19 protein-coding genes are annotated in these 22,609 nt (G+C 61.3%); 6 read left to right on the forward strand and 13 right to left on the reverse strand.

Annotated elements, in window-relative coordinates; genetic code table 11:
* Nucleotides 1-76: 76 nt before the first annotated feature.
* The 12 genes from AB4N48_RS01980 to dksA all read right to left on the reverse strand — a co-directional run bounded on the left by AB4N48_RS01980 (nt 77) and on the right by dksA (nt 16,305).
* Nucleotides 77-1,093 (reverse strand): class I SAM-dependent rRNA methyltransferase, encoded by a 1,017-nt coding sequence (locus AB4N48_RS01980; RefSeq protein ID WP_460094718.1) that lies wholly within the window; start codon nt 1,091-1,093, stop codon nt 77-79.
* Nucleotides 1,094-1,228: 135 nt separating this feature from the next.
* Entirely contained in the window at nt 1,229-3,166 is a 1,938-nt protein-coding gene (gene acs / locus AB4N48_RS01985) for an acetate--CoA ligase (RefSeq protein WP_460094719.1), read from the reverse strand.
* Nucleotides 3,167-3,367: 201 nt separating this feature from the next.
* Nucleotides 3,368-5,032 (reverse strand): glucose-6-phosphate isomerase, encoded by a 1,665-nt coding sequence (pgi, locus tag AB4N48_RS01990; protein WP_016773160.1) that lies wholly within the window; start codon nt 5,030-5,032, stop codon nt 3,368-3,370.
* Nucleotides 5,033-5,390: 358 nt separating this feature from the next.
* The gene (gene panC, locus AB4N48_RS01995) at nt 5,391-6,251 is read right to left on the reverse strand and encodes a pantoate--beta-alanine ligase (RefSeq protein ID WP_460094720.1); all 861 of its coding nucleotides are present in this window, start codon (nt 6,249-6,251) and stop codon (nt 5,391-5,393) included.
* On the reverse strand, nt 6,248-7,048 hold the full coding sequence (gene panB, locus AB4N48_RS02000; RefSeq protein ID WP_150638516.1) for a 3-methyl-2-oxobutanoate hydroxymethyltransferase: 801 nt from the start codon (nt 7,046-7,048) through the stop codon (nt 6,248-6,250). Before panB ends, panC begins: the two co-directional genes overlap by 4 nt.
* A 436-nt stretch (nt 7,049-7,484) precedes the next feature.
* On the reverse strand, nt 7,485-7,970 hold the full coding sequence (folK, locus tag AB4N48_RS02005) for a 2-amino-4-hydroxy-6-hydroxymethyldihydropteridine diphosphokinase (RefSeq protein WP_310220213.1): 486 nt from the start codon (nt 7,968-7,970) through the stop codon (nt 7,485-7,487).
* Nucleotides 7,971-7,973: 3 nt separating this feature from the next.
* Nucleotides 7,974-9,374: a polynucleotide adenylyltransferase PcnB gene (locus AB4N48_RS02010; RefSeq protein ID WP_039761624.1), complete on the reverse strand. Its 1,401-nt coding sequence runs from the start codon at nt 9,372-9,374 to the stop codon at nt 7,974-7,976.
* 733 nt (nt 9,375-10,107) lie between these two features.
* The gene (locus AB4N48_RS02015) at nt 10,108-11,544 is read right to left on the reverse strand and encodes a sigma-54-dependent transcriptional regulator (protein WP_041477828.1); all 1,437 of its coding nucleotides are present in this window, start codon (nt 11,542-11,544) and stop codon (nt 10,108-10,110) included.
* A 22-nt stretch (nt 11,545-11,566) separates the two neighbouring features.
* Complete coding sequence (locus AB4N48_RS02020; protein ID WP_024014332.1) at nt 11,567-14,521, reverse strand: sensor histidine kinase; 2,955 nt, start codon at nt 14,519-14,521, stop codon at nt 11,567-11,569.
* Nucleotides 14,505-14,681 carry a hypothetical protein gene (locus AB4N48_RS02025; RefSeq protein WP_003176118.1) on the reverse strand — a complete coding sequence of 59 codons (177 nt, stop codon included), beginning with the start codon at nt 14,679-14,681 and terminating at the stop codon, nt 14,505-14,507. The genes AB4N48_RS02020 and AB4N48_RS02025 overlap by 17 nt, the downstream gene beginning before the upstream one ends.
* 77 nt (nt 14,682-14,758) lie before the next feature.
* Nucleotides 14,759-15,652 carry a tRNA glutamyl-Q(34) synthetase GluQRS gene (gluQRS, locus tag AB4N48_RS02030; protein WP_150638523.1) on the reverse strand — a complete coding sequence of 298 codons (894 nt, stop codon included), beginning with the start codon at nt 15,650-15,652 and terminating at the stop codon, nt 14,759-14,761.
* Between the two features lie 209 nt (nt 15,653-15,861).
* Nucleotides 15,862-16,305, reverse strand: coding sequence for an RNA polymerase-binding protein DksA (gene dksA, locus AB4N48_RS02035; RefSeq protein WP_041477831.1), 444 nt, complete (start codon nt 16,303-16,305; stop codon nt 15,862-15,864).
* A 332-nt stretch (nt 16,306-16,637) separates the two neighbouring features.
* On the opposite strand from dksA, the gene AB4N48_RS02040 reads away from it, so the two are divergent.
* Both AB4N48_RS02040 and sfsA read left to right on the forward strand, forming a co-directional pair.
* Nucleotides 16,638-17,807 (forward strand): pyridoxal phosphate-dependent aminotransferase, encoded by a 1,170-nt coding sequence (locus tag AB4N48_RS02040; RefSeq protein WP_056790414.1) that lies wholly within the window; start codon nt 16,638-16,640, stop codon nt 17,805-17,807.
* Complete coding sequence (gene sfsA, locus AB4N48_RS02045) at nt 17,807-18,520, forward strand: DNA/RNA nuclease SfsA (protein ID WP_024014329.1); 714 nt, start codon at nt 17,807-17,809, stop codon at nt 18,518-18,520. Before AB4N48_RS02040 ends, sfsA begins: the two co-directional genes overlap by 1 nt.
* Here sfsA and AB4N48_RS02050 read toward each other — a convergent pair.
* A complete protein-coding gene (locus AB4N48_RS02050; RefSeq protein ID WP_122506697.1) occupies nt 18,517-18,834 on the reverse strand; it encodes a Rieske (2Fe-2S) protein in 318 nt (105 codons plus the stop codon). The genes sfsA and AB4N48_RS02050 overlap by 4 nt on opposite strands.
* A 164-nt stretch (nt 18,835-18,998) precedes the next feature.
* On the opposite strand from AB4N48_RS02050, the gene AB4N48_RS02055 reads away from it, so the two are divergent.
* Genes AB4N48_RS02055 through AB4N48_RS02070 form a run of 4 tightly spaced genes read left to right on the forward strand, consistent with a single transcriptional unit; the run spans nt 18,999 to nt 22,540 of the window.
* Nucleotides 18,999-19,871 (forward strand): heme/hemin ABC transporter substrate-binding protein, encoded by an 873-nt coding sequence (locus tag AB4N48_RS02055; RefSeq protein WP_460094722.1) that lies wholly within the window; start codon nt 18,999-19,001, stop codon nt 19,869-19,871.
* Nucleotides 19,872-19,921: 50 nt separating this feature from the next.
* Nucleotides 19,922-20,905 (forward strand): FecCD family ABC transporter permease, encoded by a 984-nt coding sequence (locus AB4N48_RS02060; protein WP_406229215.1) that lies wholly within the window; start codon nt 19,922-19,924, stop codon nt 20,903-20,905.
* Nucleotides 20,905-21,672 (forward strand): heme ABC transporter ATP-binding protein, encoded by a 768-nt coding sequence (locus tag AB4N48_RS02065; RefSeq protein WP_095181819.1) that lies wholly within the window; start codon nt 20,905-20,907, stop codon nt 21,670-21,672. The genes AB4N48_RS02060 and AB4N48_RS02065 overlap by 1 nt, the downstream gene beginning before the upstream one ends.
* A gap of 19 nt (nt 21,673-21,691) precedes the next feature.
* Nucleotides 21,692-22,540 (forward strand): ChaN family lipoprotein, encoded by an 849-nt coding sequence (locus AB4N48_RS02070; RefSeq protein ID WP_256810967.1) that lies wholly within the window; start codon nt 21,692-21,694, stop codon nt 22,538-22,540.
* The last annotated feature ends 69 nt before the right edge of the window (nt 22,541-22,609 follow it).

Here is a 22,609-nt window from a genome sequence, read left to right on the forward strand (position 1 = left end):
AACAAGTCGACTGACACTGCGCTTTCGCGAGCAGGCTCGCTCCCACAGGGGAATGTAATCGCTCATGCTTGAGGGATTAGAGCTGCAAAATCAGTGTCTTCAACGGTGGCTGCTGGTCCCGCGAGGGGAAGTCCGCACCCGGGGTCATCACGCTCCATTCGCGCACTGGGCGGCCGGCCTTTTCGGCGCAGCGCAGCACTTGTTCGCGCCAGTCGTCCATGCTGACTTTCGCCAGGTTGTTGCAGCAGATCAGTACGCCGTTGTCAGCGGTGGTCAGCAGCGCGGGTTTGAGCAGGCTCTGATAATCGCGCAGCAGATCGACGGTGCCGAACGCACTTTTGGCCCACGCCGGCGGGTCGAGCAGGACCAGATCGTATTGGCGCTGTTCGAGGCGCTGATAGCTCGGCAGCTTCTGCCCGCGCCGCTGGCTGATCGGCAGGCCAGCGAGCTGGCGGATCGCAGGAAAGTAATCGGACTGAATGAATTGCATCTCCGGCAGTTGCGGGTTGAGCAATCCATTCTCCCGACCGACCGCCAGATTGCCCTCGGCAAAGTCCAGGTTGCACACCTCGCGCGCACCGCCTGCCGCAGCACTGAGACCTACGCCACAGGTGTAAGCGAACAGGTTGAGCACGCTTTTGCCTTGCGCATGATTCTTGACCCAGCCACGGGTGTTGCGCAGGTCGAGGAACAGCAGCGGATCCTGCCCGGCATGACGCCCGCGCACGCGGTAGTTCAGGCCCCATTCATGCCCGACCAGATCCGCCAGTGCGGCGTCATCGGCTTTATAGACGCTGTCCTCGCGATCGATCCGCGAATTGCCCCGAGAGCGGTCGTTGTAGACCAGCAGGGTGTCGAAGCCCAGCGTCTGGTTGACCATGGCGTGCAGTTGCAGCAGGTCGTCACGTTCGAGCGTCTGGTGAAAACTCTGCACCAGCAGTTGCGGGCCGTAGCGGTCGATGGTCAGCCCGCCGGCACCTTCCTGGCTGCCGTGGAACAGCCGATAGCAATCGGTGCCCTGGCTGTGCAGCGCAGCGAGCAGGTCCTGGCGTTGATCGAGGGCGGCGCGCAGCGCCTGATTCAAGGAAGACATGCGGGCGCCTTGCTGAAAAAACGCGAAGCTTAGCAGTCGGGGAGCTACAAGCGGCAAGTTTCTAGCTGCAAGCTAAAAGCGAAAAGCTGCGCGGACCGCTTTAGCTTGCAGCCTCTAGCTAGAAACTTGCAGCTCTCAAGTATTGAGCCGCTTGTCGACGAGGTCCTGCACCACACTCGGATCTGCCAGGGTCGAAGTATCGCCAAGGCTGTCGAGCTCATTGCAGGCAATCTTGCGCAGAATCCGCCGCATGATCTTGCCCGAACGGGTCTTCGGCAATGCCGGCGCCCACTGGATCAGGTCCGGTTTGGCGAAGCTGCCGATCTCCTTGCTGACATGCGCCAGCAGGTCTTTCTTCAGCTCTTCGTTGGCCTCGGTGCCGTTCATTGGCGTCACGAACGCGTAGATGCCCTGGCCTTTGACGTCGTGGGGATAACCGACCACGGCGGCCTCGGCGATGCTGTCGTGCAGCACCAGGGCGCTCTCCACTTCGGCGGTGCCGATGCGGTGGCCGGAGACGTTGATCACATCATCGATGCGTCCGGTGATCCAGTAATCGCCGTCCTCGTCACGGCGGGCGCCGTCGCCGGTGAAGTAATAGCCGGGATAGGGCTTGAAGTAGGTGTCGATCATCCGCTGCGGATCGCCGTAGACGCTGCGAATCTGCGCCGGCCAGCTGGATTTGATCGCCAGCACGCCGCTGCCGGCGCCTCTGATTTCCTTGCCGACTTCGTCAAGCAACACCGGTTGCACGCCAAACATCGGTTGCGTCGCGCAGCCCGGTTTGATCCGTTGGGCGCTGACCAGCGGGCTGAGCATGATGCCGCCGGTTTCGGTCTGCCACCACGTGTCGACAATCGGGCAGCGCTGTTCACCGACAGCATTGAAATACCATTCCCACGCTTCCGGGTTGATCGGCTCACCGACGCTGCCGAGCAATCTGAGGCTGGCGCGCGACGTTTCCTTCAACGGTCCGGCGCCTTCGCGCATCAGCGCGCGCAGGGCGGTGGGCGCGGTGTAGAAAATGTTCACCTTGTGCTTGTCGATGACCTGCCAGAAGCGCGAACTGCTCGGGTAGCTCGGCACGCCTTCGAACATCAGTGTGGTCGCACCGTTGGCCAGCGGCCCGTAGACGATGTAACTGTGGCCGGTGACCCAGCCGACGTCGGCGGTGCACCAGAACACTTCGCCATCGCGGTAATCCAGCACGTATTTGAAGGTCATCGCCGCTTGCAGCAGATAGCCGCCGGTAGTGTGCAGCACGCCTTTGGGTTTGCCGGTGCTGCCGGAGGTGTAGAGGATGAACAGCGGGTCTTCAGCGTCCATCGGTTCCGGCGGGCAGTCGTCGCTGACCTCACGCACGGCCTGGTGGTACCAGAGGTCACGGCCCTCGACCCAATCGACCTGGCCCTGCGTGCGCTCGACCACCACCACGGTGCTGACCTTCGGGCAACTTTGCAGGGCTTTGTCGACGTTGTTTTTCAGCGGCACGAAGCGGCCGCCGCGCACGCCTTCATCGGCCGTGATCACGGTACGGCAGTCGGCGTCGAGGATTCGATCACGCAAGGAATCCGGGGAAAATCCGCCAAACACTACCGAATGGATCGCACCGATTCGCGCGCAGGCGAGCATGGCGTAGGCGGCTTCGGGGATCATCGGCATGTAGATGCACACCCGATCGCCTTTCTTCACGCCACGGCTTTTCAGTACGTTGGCCAGACGGCAGACGTGGTGATGGAGTTTGTTGTAAGTGATCTGCGCCGATTCGGCAGGATCGTCGCCTTCCCAGAGGAGGGCGGTCTGCTCGCCGCGTTGTTCGAGGTGACGGTCGATGCAGTTGTAGCTGACGTTGAGCTTGCCGCCGGCAAACCACGCCGCTTCACCGGTTTTCAGGTCATAGCGCTGGACGGTCTGCCACGGCGTGCTCCAATCGAGAAAACGCGTGGCCTGCTCGGCCCAGAAGGCACTGGGGTGTTCAATCGATTCGCGGTACAGGCGCCGATACTCGTCCTGGCTCAACTGAGCGGCCTGGCGCACGGCATCGGCTTTGGGGAACGTGCTGATATCGAACATGACGGTTCCTTATTCTTGTGGTGCGACACGAATAAAGATGCGCCGAGCGCTGCACAGGTTCAAGTCATGTGCCAAAACAACTGTGGGAGCGAGCCTGCTCGCGAAGGCGGAATGTCAGTCAACGAAGGTGTTGAATGAAGAACCGCTTTCGCGAGAAGGCTCGCTCCCACAGGGGAACAGCGTTGTGCCCGAAGGCTTTTATCAGCCGCGATGGCGCCCGCGGAAGTAGTTGATCAGGCCTTGAGTCGAGGCATCGTCAGCCACGGTCTCGTCGCTGCCGACCAGACGGTTGTATACGCCTTTGCCCAATTCCTTGCCCAGTTCCACACCCCATTGGTCGAAGGCGTTGATGCCCCAGACCACGCTTTGCACGAACACTTTGTGCTCGTACATCGCAACCAGGGCGCCGAGGCGACGCGGGCTGATGCGTTCGACCACCAGGGTGTTGCTCGGACGATTGCCCGGGATCACCTTGTGCGGCGCCAGTTTGCGCACGTCGTCTTCGCCCATGCCTTTGTCGCGCAGTTCGGCTTCAGCTTCCGGCAGGGTCTTGCCGAGCATCAGCGCCTGGCTCTGCGACAGGCAGTTGGCGTACAGCCACTGGTGATGGTCGGAAACCGGGTTGAAGCTGACGATCGGCACGATGAAGTCGGCCGGGATCAATTGGGTGCCCTGGTGCAGCAACTGGTGATAAGCGTGCTGACCGTTGCAGCCGACGCCGCCCCAGATCACCGGGCCGGTATCGGTCGACACCGAGGTGCCGTCCTGACGCACGCTCTTGCCGTTGGACTCCATGTCCAGCTGTTGCAAGTGCTTGGTGATGTTGCGCAGGTAGTGGTCGTACGGCAGGATCGCGTGGCTTTGCGCACCCCAGAAGTTGCCATACCAGACGCCGAGCAGGGCCAGCAGCACCGGCATGTTCTGTTCGAACGGCGCGGTCTGGAAATGCTGGTCCATGGTGTAGGCACCGGACAGCAGTTCCTTGAAGTTGGACATGCCGATGGCCAGGGCGATCGGCAAACCGATGGCCGACCACAGCGAGTAACGCCCGCCGACCCAGTCCCACATCGGGAAGATGTTTTCTTCGCGGATCCCGAAGGCCACAGCGGCGGCATTGTTGCTCGACACAGCGATGAAGTGGCGATACAGCTCGGCTTCCGAGCCGCCCTGCGCCAGGTACCAGGCGCGTGCGGCCTGCGCGTTCTTCAGGGTTTCGAGAGTGTTGAACGACTTCGACGAAACGATGAACAGCGTGGTCTCGGCGCGCAGTTTCTGCGTCAGCTCATGGAATTCGCTGCCGTCGATGTTTGCCAGATAGTGGCAACGTACGCCTTTCTGCGCGTAGGACAGCAGTGCTTCGGACACCAGCTCAGGGCCGAGGAACGAGCCGCCGATGCCAATGTTGACCACGTCGGTGATCGGCTTCTCGGTGTAACCGCGCCACAAGCCATCATGAATTCGGCCAACCAGATCGGTGATCTGGTTCAGCACCTTGTGCACTTCCGGCATCACGTTGACGCCGTTGACCGACAATTTGTCGCCGACCGGGCGGCGCAGGGCGGTGTGCAGTGCCGGGCGGCCTTCGGAGGCATTGACGATTTCGCCGTCGAACAACGCTTTGATCGCGCCCTTCAGATCGACTTCATTGGCCAGGCCCACGAGCAGGTTGCGGGTCTCGGCGTTGATCAAATTCTTCGAATAGTCGAGAAACAGACCGCAGCTGCTGAGGGTGAACTGATTGAAACGCTGCGGATCGGCGTTGAAGGCTTCGCGCATGCTGAAATCCTGCATGGCTTGGCGGTGATCTTTCAACGCTTGCCAGGCGGGCAGAGCGGTAACGTCGTGAGGAGTGCGGTAGTACGCCATCGCTGCGGTTTTCCTTTTTACTTGAACGGCCTTTTGAACACGGTACAGATCAACCACGGGTTTTAGCGCATGGGATCAACTGCGTCGACACGAGATCTGGACACAGGGCGAATACAGTAAACCTCGCGCTGCGTTCTGTCTTGACTTTGTCTGACCAGATCCCTGTACTTTTTTAACATCCGCAGAGGAATCTGGCCGACAAACGGAGGTGCCCGGAAGACTTTCGCCCAACCGGCATGCACCGGAAACACATGTGGGAGCGAGCCTGCTCGCGAAGGCGTGGTGTCAGGCAACTTATAAGTCGCTGATACACCGCCTTCGCGAGCAGGCTCGCTCCCACAGGGAAATTCGTTGCTGCTTAAATCTGGCTATCGAGATTCAGGTGCAGGTTGTCGATCAACCGCGTGGTGCCGAGGAACGCCGCTACCAGAATCACCAGATCGCGGTCTTCCGCCGTCGCCGGACGCAAGGTCAGGCCATGACGGATCTCCAGATAGTCCGGACGCAGCCCCGCCGCTTCCAGCACCTGCAACTGCGCAGCGATCAGCGCTGGGTAATCACGCTCACCTTGTTTGATCGATTCGGCGATGCTGCTCAGCACGCGATACACCACCGGTGCCACGGCGCGCTGGTCTTCACTGAGGAAGCCGTTGCGCGACGACAGCGCCAGACCGTCCGCAGCACGTACGGTTGGCTCGCCGATGATCTGGATCGGCATGTTCAGGTCATGCACCAGTGCGCGGATCACCGCCAGTTGCTGGTAATCCTTCTGGCCGAAGATCGCCAGGTCCGGTTGGACCATGTTGAACAGCTTGCTGACTACGGTCGCCACACCTTCGAAGTGCCCCGGACGGCTGGCACCACACAGGCCTTCGGACAATTGCGGCACGCTGACCCTGGTTTGGCCGGCCATGCCGTCCGGGTACATCTCTTCAACCGTCGGCGCGAACAGCAGGTCGCAACCGGCTTCGAGGAGCTTTTCCTGATCGGCGGCGAGGGTGCGCGGGTATTTGTCGAGGTCTTCGCCGGCGCCGAACTGCAGCGGGTTGACGAAAATACTCGCGACGACGAAATCCACTCGCTGGGTAGCTTTGGTGATCAATGCGACGTGGCCGCTGTGCAGGTTGCCCATGGTCGGCACGAAGCCGATGCGCTTGCCTTCACTGCGCGCGCGGGCGACGGCGGCACGCAGTTCGCGTACGGTTTTGACGGTGTTCATGCAGAGAATCCGTGTTCGATGCCGGGAAACGTGGTGGCTTTGACTTCACTGACGTAAGCCTTCAGCGCGGCCTGGATGCTGTCCTGACCTTGCATGAAGTTCTTGACGAATTTGGGTACGCGGCCGCTGATCGACAGGCCGAGCATGTCGTGCAATACCAGCACCTGGCCGTCGGTAGCGTTGCCGGCACCGATGCCGATCACCGGAATGCCCACGGCCTGGCTGATTTCTGCCGCCAGTTCGCTCGGCACGCACTCGAGCAACAGCATGGCCGCACCGGCCTGCTCCAGCGCGATCGCATCGGCACGCATCTGCCGCGCCTGGTTCTCATTGCGGCCCTGCACTTTATAGCCACCGAGAATGTTCACTGCTTGCGGCGTCAGGCCCATGTGCGCGCACACCGGCACTCCACGTTCGGCGAGCAGACGGATCGACTCCGCCAGCCACAGCTGACCTTCGACCTTGACCATGTGCGCACCGGCCTGCATCAGCATGGCGCTGTTGTTCATGGTCTGTTCGAGGGTGGCGTTGGCCATGAACGGCAGGTCGGCGAGGATCAGGGCATCGCCATTGCCACGCTTGACGCTGGCGACGTGATAGGCCATTTCCGCCGTGGTCACTGGCAGGGTGCTGTCGTGCCCCTGCAGGACCATGCCGAGGGAGTCGCCGACCAGCAGCACTTCGACACCGGCCTCATTGCAGGCATGGGCGAAGGTCGCGTCATAGCAGGTCAGCATGGTGATTTTTTCACCTTTCTGCTTGAGGCTCTGGAGCGTGGTCAGGGTGATGGCTGGCATGTAAAAAATCCTCGTTCAGGCGCTCTGGAAACTGCTGCGAGTCACGCGCGTGATTCTTCATCTACTCAGGCGCACGGTCTTGTGTCGTGCTTTGAAAGGCCTGGATTGCGCCCGTTCATGCCGGGTTGGCGGCAGCGGGACGCCTATAGTCGTGATGAGCCAACAGGAAGTCAATTGCGTGTGTTACCGCCTTGTTACGCGGGCGGTGTTACCGGCGTTACTGATGCGATTCAGCGGCGCGGCGGGCCTGATTGGGGGGATTTTTGTCTGACAAAAACTGGAGATTGGCAGGTGACCTGTGGCGAGGGGATTTATCCCCGTTGGGTCGCGGAGCGGCCCCATGTTTGTATACGGCTTGGTCAGATTTTGGCCTGCTTCGCAGTCCAGCGGGGATAAGTCCCCTCGCCACATAACCACATTTCACAGAAGATTTTTGTCAGGGCTGGGAGATGCGTTCGAGGCCGACGAACGGGCAGGCGGCCAGCAGGTCTGTCAGCGTGCGGCCATCGGCGAGACGCAGATCCTGCGGTGCCAGTTCAGCGAGGGGATAGAGAACGAACGCCCGCTCCTGAATCTGGTAATGCGGGACTTTCAGCCGTGGCTCGTCGATCAGGCGATCGCCGAACAGCAGAATATCCAGATCCAGGGTGCGTGGCCCCCAGCGTTCCAGACGTTCGCGGCCCTGAGCGTTTTCGATCGCCTGCAAGGCGTCGAGCAACTCGATCGGTGCGAGCGAGCTGTCGAGGGCGGCGACAGCGTTGGTGTAGCGCGGCTGGCCCGGCAACAGTGAATCGCTTTGATAAAAGGCTGAAACGCCGGCAAGACTCGTCTGCGGCAATTGCCCCAGCGCCGCGATGGCGCTGCGCAACTGGTCGGCCGGGTCAGCGAGGTTGCTGCCCAGACCAATGTAGATGCGTTCCATCGCTTACTCGCCCGTCGCGCTCGAAGCGCCGGCGCGCTTGCGCTTGGAACCGCCGCTGCGGCGACGTTTGCGTGGCGCGCCGCTGGCATCGTCACCCTTGCCGCTGAGGTCGCGGATCATGTCGCGACGCTCGCTGTCGTTGGCGTCCTGATAATCGGTCCACCATTCGCCGAGGCCATCGGTCTCCTCGCCGGCGCTTTCGCGCAGCAAGAGGAAATCGTAGCCGGCGCGGAAGCGCGGGTTGTCCAGCAACAGATCGGCGCGTTTGCCACTGCGCCGTGGCAGGCGTTCCTGCATGTCCCAGATTTCGCGGATCGGCATGGTGAAGCGCTTCGGAATCGCGATGCGCTGGCACTGTTCGGCAATCAGCTCGTGAGCGGCTTCCTGCATCGCCGGAATCGGCGGCATGCCACGTTCCTGCAGACGCAACACGCGGGCCGGCAGTGCCGGCCAGAGCAGGGCGGCAAACAGGAACGCCGGGGTCACCGGTTTGTTCTGCTTGATGCGCAGATCGGTGTTGGTCAGCGCTTCGCTGATCAGCGTGTGGGTGTATTCCGGGTTGTATTCCAGCGCCTCGGCACTGGCCGGGAACAGCGGGGCGAACAGTTGCAGATCAACCAACATTTCAAAGGTGATCGCGCCGTGCCCGGAGAGGAACAGCTTGAGCACTTCTTCGAACAGCCGCGCCGACGGAATCTCGCGCAGCATCGGCGCCAGCTCACGGATCGGCTGCACGGTGTGCTTCTCGATGCCGAAGTTGAGCTTGGCGGCGAAACGCACGGCCCGCAGCATGCGCACCGGGTCTTCCTGGTAACGCTGCTTCGGGTCGCCGATCAGACGGATCAGGTGATTGCGAATGTCGTGCACGCCATTGGCGTAATCGAGAATGCGCTCGCTGACCGGATCGTAATACAGAGCATTGATGGTGAAGTCGCGGCGTTGCGCGTCTTCTTCCAGGGTGCCGTAGACGTTGTCGCGCAGAATCCGCCCGCTCTCGTTGCGCGAAGACTGGTTGCTGTCTTCCTCGTCTTCGTTGACCGGGTGATTGGCGCGGAAGGTCGCGACTTCAATGATTTCGCGACCGAAATGGATGTGCACCAGTTTGAACCGGCGACCGATGATCCGCGCATTGCGGAATTCGGCACGGACCTGCTCGGGGGTGGCGCTGGTGGCGACGTCGAAATCCTTGGGCGTGATGCCCAACAGCATGTCACGCACGCAACCACCGACCAGATAAGCCTGGTAACCGGCACCTTGCAGGCGTTCGACGATATTCACCGCATAGCGGCTGAACTGCGTTTTCTGCAGCGAATGTTGGCCGCTGTTGAGCACTTCAGGGGTGCTGCGGATGTGTTGCGTACGACGCACGGGAGTTCGGAATGACTGGAACAGCTTCTTCAGCATGGGATGCACTGTTTGAAGGAATGTTCGGCCATACCAAAAGAATGACCGCATGATGGGCGCAGATTCTAGCATTTAGTCGGGGGATGGTGTAGGACGCGGCAGATATGAGCTGCAAGCCCCAAGCTACAAGGGTCCAGCGAGGAAAACGGGGGAATTTCACGGAGGGGAGAAACTACAAGGGGAGCCGAAGCTCCCCAAGAAGTAGTTGCGTGCTCTTTTTATTATTGATTCGGGCTTCTTGTTTTTGTTGAGTGCCCTCGCCACGAAGTGTTTCCTTCGTGACCCTCCCAATCGGGAGCCAAGAGCAAACGGATTGCTTTGGTCGCTGAATTGCAGTGATCTGTCGATCCAACCAGTACAGGCTCTGTCTTGGGACAGTTTTTGTTGTTCTCGGCCTGGTCGTGGGGCAAGCCCCAAATACAACGCCTCTCCAAAAGAATCAGTTAGCTGCGCCTCTCGCCGTCTTGTTTTTATTGTGCGTGAGTCGATTCGTCTTATTTTTATTGTCTTGTGCATTGCTTGTTATTGTTCTTGTACCAAACATATAGCAGGGTGCGTGCCAACTTTTGCCAAGCCCAGTAAAACAAGGGGTTAGGTCGATATAACCGTTTTGCAGGGGCGAAAAAAAGCCGGGGTTTCGTTACCGATAACCCCGGCTTCTGTTACGTGAATCGACTGCGGTAACAGTTTTTTCACATTGTCATGCGTTACCCGCGCACGCGGTGGGTAACGCTCAGCTTTCGCTGGCGACCCCGGTCTTGCGCCGTGGAATGCCCAGACGCTGGCGGCGTTCCCACAGGCATTTGCGGCTGACGCCCAGTTTGCGTGCCAGTTCGGTCTCGGTCATGTGGTCCTGATGCTCGAGGACGAAGTGCTGGAAATAGTCTTCCAGCGACAGATCCTCGGTCGGCTCATGGCTGCTGTTGCTGGCGTTACCGCCGGTTTGCGGCGGCAGACCGATGAACTCGTCGTCTTCCAGATCGCTCAGCTCGATGTCGATGCCCAGCAGGTCGGCCGAAATCTCCGGGCTTTCGCTGAGAATCACCGCGCGCTCAACCGCGTTTTCCAGCTCACGCACGTTACCGGGCCACGAATAGTGCCGGATCGCCTGTTCAGCGTCGGCAGCGAATTTCAGGTCGGTGCGATTGATCCGCGCGCTCTGGCGAGCGAGGAAGGCATTGGCGATTTCGTTGACGTCGGCGCCACGCTCGCGCAGCGGCGGCAGCTTCAGGGCAATCACGTGCAGACGGTAATAAAGGTCTTCACGGAACTGGCCGATTTTCGCCAGGCTCTTCAGATCGCGGTGCGTTGCAGCGATCAGGCGCACATCGACTTTCTGCGACTGTACCGAACCTACGCGGCGGATCTCGCCCTCCTGCAGAACCCGCAGCAAGCGAGCCTGGGCTTCGAGGGGCAGTTCGCCGATCTCATCGAGAAACAGGGTGCCGCCGTCCGCCGCTTCGACCAGACCGGCGCGACCGGCGCTGGCCCCGGTGAACGCGCCTTTCTCGTGGCCGAACAGTTCGGACTCGATGAGGCTTTCCGGAATCGCCGCGCAGTTCACCGAAATCATCGGCGCCTTGGCGCGTTTCGACAGATTGTGCAGGGCGCGGGCCACCAGTTCTTTACCGGTGCCGGACTCACCCTGAATCAATACGTTGGAATCGGTTGGCGCGACTTTGCGGATCTTGCTGTACAGGTCCTGCATCGGCGGGCAGGAGCCGATGATGCCGATTTCGCCATTGCTGTTATCCACAGCGGCTTTGCCATTGCCGGCGGCAGGCTTGCTCGCCGTGGTTTCGCCGGCAGCTGGCGCCGACTGACGATCACGCAGGATCCGCGCAACCGCCTGGAGCATTTCATCGTGGTCGAACGGCTTGGCGATGTAATCGACCGCGCCCATTTTCATCGAGTCGACCGCCGAGCGCAGGCTGGCGTAACTGGTCATGATCAGCACCGGTGTGCCTTGCCCGAGCTTGATCAGCTCGGTGCCCGGAGCGCCCGGCAGGCGCAGGTCGCTGACGATCAGATCGAACGTAGGAATGGTGAAGCGTTCTTGTGCTTCCTGCACTGATCCGGCTTCGCTGACCTGGTACTGGTTGCGTTCCAGCAGGCGGCGCAAGGCGGAGCGGATAATGGTTTCGTCTTCGACGATCAAAATGTGCGGCATTGATTCGATACTCTCGACGGTCTCAGTTCACAGCGGACGTCGCTTCGACATGACGCGGTAAGGTCACCCGGATACGGGTGCCGCGTTGGCTTTGTACATCAGCCGGGCTGTCGATGGTGATTTGTCCATAATGCTCTTCAACGATGGAATAGACCAGTGCAAGGCCCAGACCGGTGCCTTCACCCGGATCCTTGGTGGTGAAGAAAGGTTCGAACAATCGGTCCATGATGCTCGACGGAATACCGCTGCCTTCGTCTTCGACGATCAGATCGACCGTGTGTTCGCCGGCTTCGCTCTTGACCCGTACCGCACTGTGCGGCGGCGAGGCGTCGCGGGCGTTGGAGAGCAGATTGATCAGCACCTGGGCGAGCCGTTGCGGGTCGCCTTCGACCCAATGATCGGGATCGCACAGGTTGTAGAACTGCACTTCGAAATTGCGCCGGTTCAGCGCCAGCAGGCCGATGGCATCCTGCGCGACTTCGGCCAGACACACCGGTTCGTCGTTGTGCTGATGACTGCCGGCATGGGCGAAGCTCATCAGCGACTGGACGATGCGCGAGACGCGTTTGGTCTGCTCGAGAATCTGCCCGCTGATTTCCGTCAGCTCGCCGTCGTCTTCGCGCTCTTCGCGCAGGTTCTGCGCCAGGCAGGCGATGCCGGTGATCGGGTTGCCGATTTCGTGGGCCACCCCCGCTGCGAGTCGACCGATGCTGGCCAGCCGTTCGGAATGCACCAGTTTATCTTCGAGCATCTGCGTTTCGGTCAAATCCTCGACCAGTAACACCAGGCCACTGTTACCCGGTGCCAACGGCTCGTCGATTGCCGCTTTGTGCAGATTCAGCCAGCGGGTCTGACCATCGAGCGCCAGATGCTGTTTGTGCAAATGCTCGTCGGGCAGGTTGATGAAGCCTTGCAGCAATTCTTTCCACGGGTTGGCGATGGTGCTCAAGCGCGAACCGACCACTCGCTGCGCGGCGATGCCGGTCAGCTCTTCCATGGCCTTGTTCCACATCAGGATCTCCTGATCCTTGGCCAGCGAGCAGACGCCCATCGGCAGTTCCTGCAAGGTCTGGCGGTGGTAGCGGCGCAGGGCGTCGAGCTCGGCGGCCAGGCCGGTGAGGCGCGAGTGGTAATCCTCGAGACGGCTTTCAATGAAGTGAATGTCTTCGGTGACGTAGTTTTCGCCGCCAGCCTTGTAGGGCAGGAAGGTTTCCACCATATCCTGCGCAACGCTCGGACCCATCAGGCCGGACAGGTTGGCCTCGATGCGGTCGCGCAACCGGCGCAAGGCATACGGCCGGCGTTCATCGAAGGGCAGATACAAGTCGCGCAGCGCTTGCTCGACTTCTTTCTGCGCAGCCTTGGCACCCAGCGGCTTGGCCAGTTGCGTGGCGAACTCCTGCGGCGAGGCGGCGTGCAGTTCGCGGCGTTGCGGGCGGCGCACGTTATCCACCGCACAGGCTTCGGCGGCGCTGGCTTCTTCCGGGCTGGCGTTGGTGAACAGCGAGATCAAAGTGAACATCAGGACGTTGGCGGCCAGCGAGGCGATGGCCGCCATGTGCCAACTGGTGTCGTCGAGCACGTAGATCATGTTCAGCAGCGGGATATAGAAACCCTGCAGATTGCCGACCAGCGGCAGCAGCATGGTCACCACCCAGACCGTGATCCCCGCCAGCAGCCCGGCAATGAAACCGCGGCGGTTGGCGGTCGGCCAGTACAACACCGACAACACCCCGGGCAGAAATTGCAGGGTCGCAACGAACGCGACGATGCCGAGGTTGGCCAGATCCTGCTCGACGCCGAGCATCAGGTAGAAACCGAAACCGGCCATGATGATCGCCACGATCAGCGCCCGACGGGTCCATTTCAGCCAGCGGTAGATGTTGCCTTCAGCCGGCGGCTGATAGAGCGGCAGCACCAGATGGTTCAGCGCCATGCCCGACAAGGCCAGGGTGGTGACGATGATCAGGCCACTGGCGGCGGACAGGCCACCGACGTAGGCGAGCAAGGCCAGCGGTTTGCTGTTGGCGGCAATGCCGATGCCGAGGGTGAAATATTCCGGGTCGGTGGTGGCGCCGAGTTTCAGTCCGGCCCAGAGAATCAGCGGTACGGCAAGACTCATCAACAGCAGAAACAACGGCAGGCCCCAACTGGCGCTGACCAGCGAGCGCGGGTTGAGGTTTTCCGTAAAGGTCATGTGATACATGTGCGGCATCACGATCGCCGAGGCGAAGAACACCAGCAACAGTGTGCGCCACGGGCCTTCCTGCAACGGCGTGTGCAGGGCGGCGAGGGCGGTCTGGTTTTGCAGCAGCCACAGTTCGAGCTGTTGCGGGCCGTCGAACACACCATACAGCGCGTACAGGCCAACGCCGCCGAGAGCGATCAGTTTGATGATCGATTCGAAGGCAATCGCGAACACCAGCCCTTCGTGTTTCTCGCGCGTGGCGATGTGCCGGGAACCGAAGAAGATTGTGAACAGAATGATCAGCGCACAGAACGCCAGCGCCACGCGGCTCTGCACGCGTTCGCCGGTGAGGATGCCGATCGAGTCGGCCACTGCCTGAATCTGCAGGGCAAGCAATGGCAAGACGCCAATCAGCATGAAAATCGTGGTCAGCGCGCCGGCCCAGGTGCTGCGAAAGCGGAAGGCAAACAGGTCGGCCAGCGACGACAGTTGATAGGTGCGGGTGATCTTCAGGATCGGATAAAGCAGCACCGGCGCCAGCAGGAATGCACCGGACACGCCGAGATAACTGGACAGAAAGCCGTAACCGTACTGATAGGCCAGGCCCACCGTGCCGTAGAACGCCCAGGCACTGGCGTAAACCCCCAGCGACAGGGTGTAGGTCAACGGGTGGCGAATGATCGCGCGCGGGATCATGCCCCGTTCGCTGACCCAGGCAACGCCGAACAGCGCCGCCAGGTACGCGGCGCTGATCAGGATCATCTGGGTCAGGCTAAAGCTCATCGGCATCTTTTTGGCTCTGCAGGATGAAGGTCACGACAATCAGGATCAGCCAGAGCAGATAAGGGCGATACCAGGCGCCCGTCGCGTCGATCCACCAATCCATGATGGCGGGGGAGAACAGGTAGATCCCGACGACCAAAAGCAGGACCAAGCGATAGATGTACATCCCGGCCTCTCTTTTTTATGCGCGTGCCCGAAAACGTGCGGCGATGGTAACGGATGGGCGCGCGACTGCAAGTGTCGTCATTGCAGTTGCGCTTCGGGCAGGGTCAGTGTGCGCGGGATCTTGGCAGCATCCCAATGTGCGCTGCCCCAGGCCAGCAGTTCGCGCGGCGAAGCGTGAGCCAGTTCGGTGCCGGGATGCTGCCCCAGCGCGCGCAAGGCCCGCAGTAGCAACGGCGTGGCCTGATCAGCCTCAAGCGGCGGCGAACGATAGGACTTGCCGAGTTTGTTGCCGTCCGGCTGGGTGATTAGTGGCAGGTGCAGATAGCGCGGCTGTTTCAGGCCGAGCAGTTCTTGCAGGTACAGCTGACGCGGCGTCGAATCGAGCAGATCGGCGCCGCGCACAATATCGGTAATGCCTTGCCAAGCGTCGTCGAGCACCACCGCCAATTGATAAGCGTAGAGACCATCGCGCCGACGAATGACGAAGTCGCCGACGTCGCGGCCCAGGTGCTGACGGTATTCGCCCTGCACGCGATCGATGAAGTGGTATTCCAGCTCAGGCACGCGCAGGCGGATCGCGGCGTCGTGCTGATCATGGCCGGCATTGCGGCAAAACCCCGGATAAATCCCGTGATAGGGCTCCAGTTGTTTGCGCGAGCAGGTGCAGGCGTAGGCCAGACCGTGGTTGAACAGGCTGTCGAGCACTTCGGCATAAGCCGCGCGCCGATCGCTCTGGCGGACCATTTCGCCGTCCCATTCGAAGCCGTAACTTTCCAGCGCCTTGAGAATCGCCGCTTGCGCACCGGGCTCTTCGCGCGGCGGATCGAGATCTTCCATGCGCACCAGCCAGCGCCCACCGACGGAGCGGGCGTCGAGGTAAGACGCCAACGCAGCGACCAGCGAACCGAAGTGCAGGTGGCCACTGGGGGTAGGGGCGAAGCGGCCGATGTAGGCGGGGGATTTGGCAGTCATGGAGGCGATAAAGGCTATTCAGAATTTGAGCAGGTTACCTCTGTGGGAGCGAGCCTGCTCGCGAAAGCTGTGTCAGTCATGAAAGAGTTATCTGAGAGGACGCTTTCGCGAGCAGGCTCGCTCCCACAGAGGCAGACGCAGGTTCCGCGGGCAAAACACAGAAACAAAAACGGAGCGTTTACACGCTCCGTTTTTCGTTCAGGCCGAGATTACTTGCCGACCTGCTTTTCCTTGATTTCCGCCAGGGTCTTGCAGTCGATGCACAGATCCGCGGTCGGACGGGCTTCGAGGCGCTTGACGCCAATCTCGATGCCGCAGGACTCGCACCAGCCGTACTCTTCGTCTTCGATCAACTGCAGGGTCTTGTCGATTTTTTTGATCAGCTTACGCTCGCGGTCGCGGGCGCGCAGTTCGAGGGAGAACTCTTCTTCCTGGCTGGCACGGTCGGCCGGGTCAGGGAAGTTGGCAGCTTCGTCTTTCATGTGATCAACCGTACGGTCGACTTCCTGCATCAAGTCCAGTTTCCACTTGTTCAGGATCTTGGTGAAGTGCGCGCGCATCGGAGCGCCCATGTACTCTTCACCCGCCTTCTGAACGTAAGGTTCGAAGCCGCTGATCGACGTTTGCTGCTGTTGCTTTGCTTGGGTGGGCATGAAATGGACCGCCTCTACTCTTGTAATCCATTGCGCAGGATTGCTCCATCACCGACACCTGCCGGCCCTGCGGCTGCAAGCGGGCGAACTTACCAGATCAAATCAGCCTGCGCTACTCCCGGATGTCGAGCCCCCGGCGGGTGGCGCTTGCAGATGTCTGACAAGCCGTGTCTGTGGGAAGGGAGACCTGTTCAATCACTGATTTTAGTCAATCCTGGAGCGTACGTTCAGATCGTTACAGTCCAGCGTTCTTGAGGCTGTGACCTTCACGGGTTCTCGCTCGTTCCGGCAGACAGGTAGAATCGTCTCTTTTTTCCGTCGAAGGCATTCCAATGGCCCCCTACAGTGCGCGCAGTCGTGCGATCGAACCGTTCCATGTGATGGCGCTGCTGGCGCGGGCCAATGAATTGCAGGCCGAAGGCCACGACGTGATCCATCTGGAAATCGGTGAGCCGGACTTCACCACCGCCGAGCCGATCATTCGCGCCGGACAAGCTGCGTTGACGGCGGGCAAGACCCGCTACACCGCCGCCCGTGGCATTCCCGAACTGCGCGAGGCGATCGCCGGTTTCTACCAATCGCGTTACGGCCTGAATATCGACCCACGGCGGATTCTGATCACGCCGGGCGGCTCCGGCGCGTTGTTGCTGGCCAGTGCCCTGTTGGTCGATCCGGGTAAACACTGGCTGCTCGCCGACCCGGGCTACCCGTGCAACCGGCATTTCTTGCGGCTGGTCGAAGGCGCGGCGCAACTGGTGCCGGTCGGGCCGGAGGTGCGTTACCAACTGACCCCGGATCTGGTGGCGCGGCATTGGGACCACGACAGTGTCGGCGCCCTCGTCGCTTCGCCGGCCAACCCGACCGGAACCCTGCTGACCCGCGATGAACTGGGCGGATTATCCACAGCCATCAAGGCCCGGCACGGGCACTTGGTGGTGGATGAGATCTACCACGGCCTGACCTACGGCACTGATGCTGCCAGTGTGCTGGAAGTCGATGACGGCGCTTTTGTCCTCAACAGTTTCTCCAAGTATTTCGGTATGACCGGTTGGCGCCTGGGCTGGCTCGTGGCGCCAGACGCGGCGGTCAGCGAATTGGAAAAGCTTGCGCAGAACCTCTACATCAGCGCGCCAAGCATGGCGCAATACGCTGCGCTGGCCTGTTTCGAGCCCGCCACCATTGCGATTCTCGAAGAGCGCCGCGCCGAGTTTGCGCGCCGTCGCGATTTTCTCCTGCCGGCGCTGCGTGAACTGGGTTTCAACATCGCGGTTGAGCCGGAAGGCGCGTTTTATCTGTACGCCGATATCAGCCGTTTCGGCGGTGATGCCTTCGCGTTCTGCCGGCATTTCCTCGAAACCGAGCACGTCGCCTTTACGCCGGGACTGGATTTCGGTCGTTATCAGGCCGGTCATCACGTGCGCTTCGCTTACACACAAAACCTCGCACGTTTGCAGGAAGCCGTGGAGCGCATCGCGCGCGGCTTGAAGAGCTGGCAAGGCTGATGCGCTTTTATCCTGCTCTGGAAGAAGCGCGGCTGATTCGACGTTACAAGCGGTTTCTCGCCGATATCGAGACCGTTAGCGGCGAGTTGTTGACCATTCACTGCCCCAACACCGGCTCGATGCTCAATTGCCAGGTCGAGGGCGGGCAGGTCTGGTTCAGCCGCTCCAACGACCCTAAACGCAAGTTGCCCGGCACTTGGGAGATTGGCGAAACACCGCAGGGCCGGCTGTTTTGTGTCAACACCGGGCGCGCCAACGGCTTGGTTGAGGAAGCCTTGCAGGCTGGCGTGATTACCGAGTTGAACGGCTTTACCGCGTTGAAGCGTGAGGTTGCCTACGGACAGGAAAAAAGCCGCATCGACTTCCGCCTCGAATACCCCAGCGGACCGGCGTATGTCGAAGTGAAAAGCGTCACCCTCGGCTTCGACGGCACGGCGGTGGCGGCGTTTCCCGATGCGGTGACCCAGCGCGGCGCCAAACATCTGCGCGAGCTGGCGCATCTGGCGCGCGACGGCATTCGGGCGGTGCAGTTGTACTGCGTGAACCTCACCGGCATCGATGCCGTGCGCCCGGCCGAGGAAATCGATTGGGCTTACGCCGAGGCGCTGCGTGAGGCGGTCGCGTGCGGTGTCGAGGTGTTGGCGTATGGCGTGCGCCTTGACCATGAAGAGATGGTCATCGATCGCCGACTCGACGTGCGGCTCAACGGTTAAACGTCGATCCACACGCCTTGTGTATCCTCCCGGCATTCAATTGCCGTGAGCGACTGCCCGGCGCAGGGGCCGGCGACGCATTCGCCGTTCTCGATCAGAAACAGTGCGCCATGGGTGGCGCACTGGATCAGGCTGTTGCTCGGATCGAGAAACTGGTCGGGCTGCCATTCCAGCCCGACGCCCCGGTGCGGGCAGCGATTGAAATAGACAAAGACTTGGCCACCTCGACGTACGGCAAACAGCTTTTTGCCTTCGATTTCGAAACCGCGACTGCCAGCTTCGGCCAGATCGCTGCCGGCGCAGAGAAACTTCATGGCTATCCTCTAATGTCCGCTCGTGTCGGGATATGTCCGCGCTTGACGTTCAAATGCAAACAATTATCAAATGGCGACCTTCTCCCACAGGGAGTCTGGCCGTTGCCGAGGATACTTGGCTCGCTGCGCCGATGCCCGGGAAACCTTGTTCAAGGAAGCTGCGTATGCGCCTGAAAACCCGCGTTGCCGTACTGTGCGTCGGCCTTTTTCTCAGCCATCAGGCGAGCGCAGCGGATTTACCGCAACGCTGGGTCAGCGCCGGCGGTGCGCTGTCGGAATGGGTCAGCGCACTGGGCGGCGAATCGAAGCTGGTAGGGGTCGATACCACCAGCCAGCATCCCGAATCGTTGCAGACGCTGCCGAGCATTGGTTATCAGCGCAGCCTGTCGGCCGAAGGCATCTTGAGCCTGCGCCCGGACATTCTGATCGGTACCGAAGAAATGGGGCCGCCGCCGGTTCTGGCGCAAGTCAAAGCAGCCAAGGTAAAGGTCGAGTTGTTTTCAGCCCAGCCTGATCTGCCGACGCTGGAAAAGAATGTCACTCATCTGGGCCAGTTGCTCGGTGCGCAAGAGAAGGCTGCGCAGTTGCTGGAGAATTATCAACAGCAGCTCCAGGCGCAGACAGTGCGAGTTGCCCAAGTGCAAACCACACAGAAAGCCCCCGGTGTGTTGCTGCTGCTCGGGCACGCCGGCGGCAAGCCGTTGATCGCCGGCAAGGACACTGCCGCCGACTGGTTGCTGCAACAGGCTGGCGGGCACAACCTTGCGACGCATACCGGCTACAAACCGTTTTCTGTCGAATCCCTCGCCAGCCTCGATCCCGAAGTGCTGGTGTTCGCTGACCGAGCATTGACCGGCGAGGCGGCAAAAGCCGCGTTGTTCAAGGAAAACCCCATCCTCAATTCCAGCCGCGCGGCCAAGAGCGGGCGGGTGATGGAGCTGGACCCGACGCTGCTGGTGGGCGGTCTCGGGCCACGGTTGCCGGCTGCTTTGCAAACCCTGACGGACGGTTTCTACCCGGCCAAGGGCGGCCAATGACCACACAGGTCAAACCCCGTGGCTTGTTCATCGGCCTGACATTGCTGTGTTTGCTGGCGATCTGGCTATCGCTGGCATTGGGGCCGGTGAGCCTGCCGTTGTTCGATACCCTGCGCGCGGCGCTGCGTCTGATCGGCGTGCCGCTGGCGCCGGAAGGTCTGGAGCAGGCCGAGCTGATTCTCGGCCAGATCCGCCTGCCGCGAACCTTGCTCGGCTTGGCGGTCGGTGGCGTGCTGGCGCTGTCCGGCGTGGCGATGCAGGGCCTGTTTCGTAATCCGCTGGCGGACCCGGGACTGGTCGGGGTGTCCAGTGGCGCGGCACTCGGCGCGGCGATTGCGATTGTCGGCGGTTCTTTATTCGGCGGCCTGCCGGAGTGGTTCGGGCCGTATCTGTTGTCGGTGTGCGCGTTTCTTGGCGGGCTCGGGGTGACGGCGCTGGTCTATCGGCTGGGCAGGCGCAACGGTCAGACCCACGTGGCGACCATGTTGCTGGCCGGTATCGCGCTGACGGCGCTGGCCAGTTCGGCGGTCGGTCTGTTCACTTACCTGGCCGATGACGCCACGCTGCGCACCCTGACATTCTGGAACCTGGGCAGCCTCAACGGCGCCAGTTACGCGCGGCTGTGGCCACTGCTGATCATCACCATCGGCGTGGCGCTGTGGTTGCCGCGTCGGGCCAAGGCATTGAATGCCTTGTTGCTCGGTGAATCCGAGGCCGGTCATCTGGGCATCGATGTCGAACGGCTCAAGCGCGAACTGGTGTTCTGCACCGCGCTGGGTGTCGGCGCGGCGGTGGCCGCTGCGGGCATGATCGGTTTTGTCGGGCTGGTGGTGCCGCATCTGGTGCGCCTGCTGGCCGGCCCCGATCACAAAGTGCTATTGCCAGCCTCGGTGCTGGCCGGTGCAAGCCTGTTATTGCTCGCCGATCTGGTGGCGCGCCTGGCGCTGGCGCCGGCGGAGTTGCCGATCGGCATTGTCACCGCGTTTATCGGCGCGCCGTTCTTCCTTTATCTGCTGCTGCGAGGGCGTGCCTGATGTTGTCCGCGCACGATCTGCATGTCCGCCGTGGCCGCAAAGCGGTGCTCAGTGGGGTTACGCTCGGGCTCGAACCCGGCGAGGTGCTTGGGGTGCTGGGGCCGAACGGCGCCGGGAAAAGCACGTTACTTGGCGCCTTGTGCGGGGAGTTGCTCGCCAGTGACGGCAACGTTTCGCTCGATGGTCAGGCATTGAGCTATTGGAGCGGAACACAGCGGGCACAACGACTGGCGGTATTGCCGCAGGTGTCGACGCTGGATTTTGCCTTCGCCGTGGAAGAGGTCGTCGGCATGGGCCGTTTGCCGTACCAGACCGGGCGCGTACGTGATGACGAAATCGTCGCGGCAGCGCTGGCCGCCGCCGATGCCGGGCACCTGAGTGGGCGCAGCTATCTGGCGTTGTCAGGTGGCGAGCGTCAGCGCGTGCATCTGGCGCGGGTGCTGGCGCAACTCTGGCCGGGTCAGGCCGGGCAAACCTTGTTGCTCGACGAACCGACATCGATGCTCGATCCGCTGCATCAGCACACCACCTTGCAAGCGGTGCGCGAGTTCGCCGATCGCGGCGCGGCGGTACTGGTGATCCTGCATGATCTGAATCTTGCGGCGCGCTATTGTGATCGCGTGCTGTTGCTGGAGGAGGGGCGCCCGGTTGCGCTGGATACCCCGCAGCAGGTTCTGCGTCCGGATACGCTCAGAGCGGTGTTCGGCCTGGAGGTTTTGGTGCAACCGCACCCGGAGCGTGGGCATCCGCTGATCATCGCCCGCTGATCAATCATCGAGGTGTCGCATGCGTGGATTGTGGTTGTTGGCACTGGTGTTGCTCGCGGGGTGTCAGCACGTGGTGGCTCCACCGGTGGGCGGCGATATCCGCGATCTGCGCAGCGGCGAGATGCTCACCGCGCAGCAACTGCTGGTGCGTCTCGCTGAACCTGAGCGTTTGATCATCGGTGAGCAGCACGACAATGCCGATCATCATGCTGCGCAATTATGGCTGTTGCAGTCGCTGGGCAAGCGCCGGGCGCAAGGCAGTCTGCTGCTGGAAATGCTCACGCCGGATCAACAAGCGAAAGTCGATGCGTTGCGCCAGTCGAATTCCGTTGCGGCTGATTTGCCTGCGGCATTGGCCTGGCAGGAGGGCTGGGACTGGAATCTTTACGGGCCGATCGTGCGCTTCGCTCTGACACAGCCATATCCGCTGCTGGCGGCCAATCTCGATGACAGCGAAATCCGCGCGTTTTACCGAAATCCACCTGCGCTGAACGGTCCTCGCAGTAATGCGTTGTCCGTGCAGAACACGTTGCTTGGACAAGTCAGTGAATCTCACTGCGGCTTGCTGCCCGAATCACAGATGCCGGCGATGCTGGCGATTCAGCAACAGCGCGATCGGCGAATGGCCCAACGCATGCTGGCGGCGGCGACGCCTTCGATCCTGCTGGCCGGTGCCTGGCATGCGCGCAAGGATGTCGGCGTGCCGCTGCATCTGCTCGATCTGGGCGCCACCAGGGCGCCGACCGTATTGATGCTGGCCGAGCAGGGCGCTGCGGTAACGCCGGCGATGGCCGATTACGTCTGGTACACGCCGGCCACACCGAAGCCGGATTACTGCGAGCAGATGCGTCAGCAATTCGCCAAATGACTTTTCGGCAGGCAAAAAAAGACCCGGTAAAAAACCGGGTCAAATAACCGTGATTAGCCTGATGAGGAG

It is taken from the genome of Pseudomonas sp. S2_C11 (genome assembly GCF_054668395.1).

Bases quoted from the DNA above. Each gene is read 5' to 3' on its own strand.
- AB4N48_RS01980 (WP_460094718.1), bottom strand. From the start codon at position 1,093: ATGTCTTCCTTGAATCAGGCGCTGCGCGCCGCCCTCGATCAACGCCAG.
- acs (WP_460094719.1), bottom strand. From the start codon at position 3,166: ATGTTCGATATCAGCACGTTCCCCAAAGCCGATGCCGTGCGCCAGGCC.
- pgi (WP_016773160.1), bottom strand. From the start codon at position 5,032: ATGGCGTACTACCGCACTCCTCACGACGTTACCGCTCTGCCCGCCTGG.
- panC (WP_460094720.1), bottom strand. From the start codon at position 6,251: ATGAACACCGTCAAAACCGTACGCGAACTGCGTGCCGCCGTCGCCCGC.
- panB (WP_150638516.1), bottom strand. From the start codon at position 7,048: ATGCCAGCCATCACCCTGACCACGCTCCAGAGCCTCAAGCAGAAAGGT.
- folK (WP_310220213.1), bottom strand. From the start codon at position 7,970: ATGGAACGCATCTACATTGGTCTGGGCAGCAACCTCGCTGACCCGGCC.
- AB4N48_RS02010 (WP_039761624.1), bottom strand. From the start codon at position 9,374: ATGCTGAAGAAGCTGTTCCAGTCATTCCGAACTCCCGTGCGTCGTACG.
- AB4N48_RS02015 (WP_041477828.1), bottom strand. From the start codon at position 11,544: ATGCCGCACATTTTGATCGTCGAAGACGAAACCATTATCCGCTCCGCC.
- AB4N48_RS02020 (WP_024014332.1), bottom strand. From the start codon at position 14,521: ATGCCGATGAGCTTTAGCCTGACCCAGATGATCCTGATCAGCGCCGCG.
- AB4N48_RS02025 (WP_003176118.1), bottom strand. From the start codon at position 14,681: ATGTACATCTATCGCTTGGTCCTGCTTTTGGTCGTCGGGATCTACCTG.
- gluQRS (WP_150638523.1), bottom strand. From the start codon at position 15,652: ATGACTGCCAAATCCCCCGCCTACATCGGCCGCTTCGCCCCTACCCCC.
- dksA (WP_041477831.1), bottom strand. From the start codon at position 16,305: ATGCCCACCCAAGCAAAGCAACAGCAGCAAACGTCGATCAGCGGCTTC.
- AB4N48_RS02040 (WP_056790414.1), top strand. From the start codon at position 16,638: ATGGCCCCCTACAGTGCGCGCAGTCGTGCGATCGAACCGTTCCATGTG.
- sfsA (WP_024014329.1), top strand. From the start codon at position 17,807: ATGCGCTTTTATCCTGCTCTGGAAGAAGCGCGGCTGATTCGACGTTAC.
- AB4N48_RS02050 (WP_122506697.1), bottom strand. From the start codon at position 18,834: ATGAAGTTTCTCTGCGCCGGCAGCGATCTGGCCGAAGCTGGCAGTCGC.
- AB4N48_RS02055 (WP_460094722.1), top strand. From the start codon at position 18,999: ATGCGCCTGAAAACCCGCGTTGCCGTACTGTGCGTCGGCCTTTTTCTC.
- AB4N48_RS02065 (WP_095181819.1), top strand. From the start codon at position 20,905: ATGTTGTCCGCGCACGATCTGCATGTCCGCCGTGGCCGCAAAGCGGTG.
- AB4N48_RS02070 (WP_256810967.1), top strand. From the start codon at position 21,692: ATGCGTGGATTGTGGTTGTTGGCACTGGTGTTGCTCGCGGGGTGTCAG.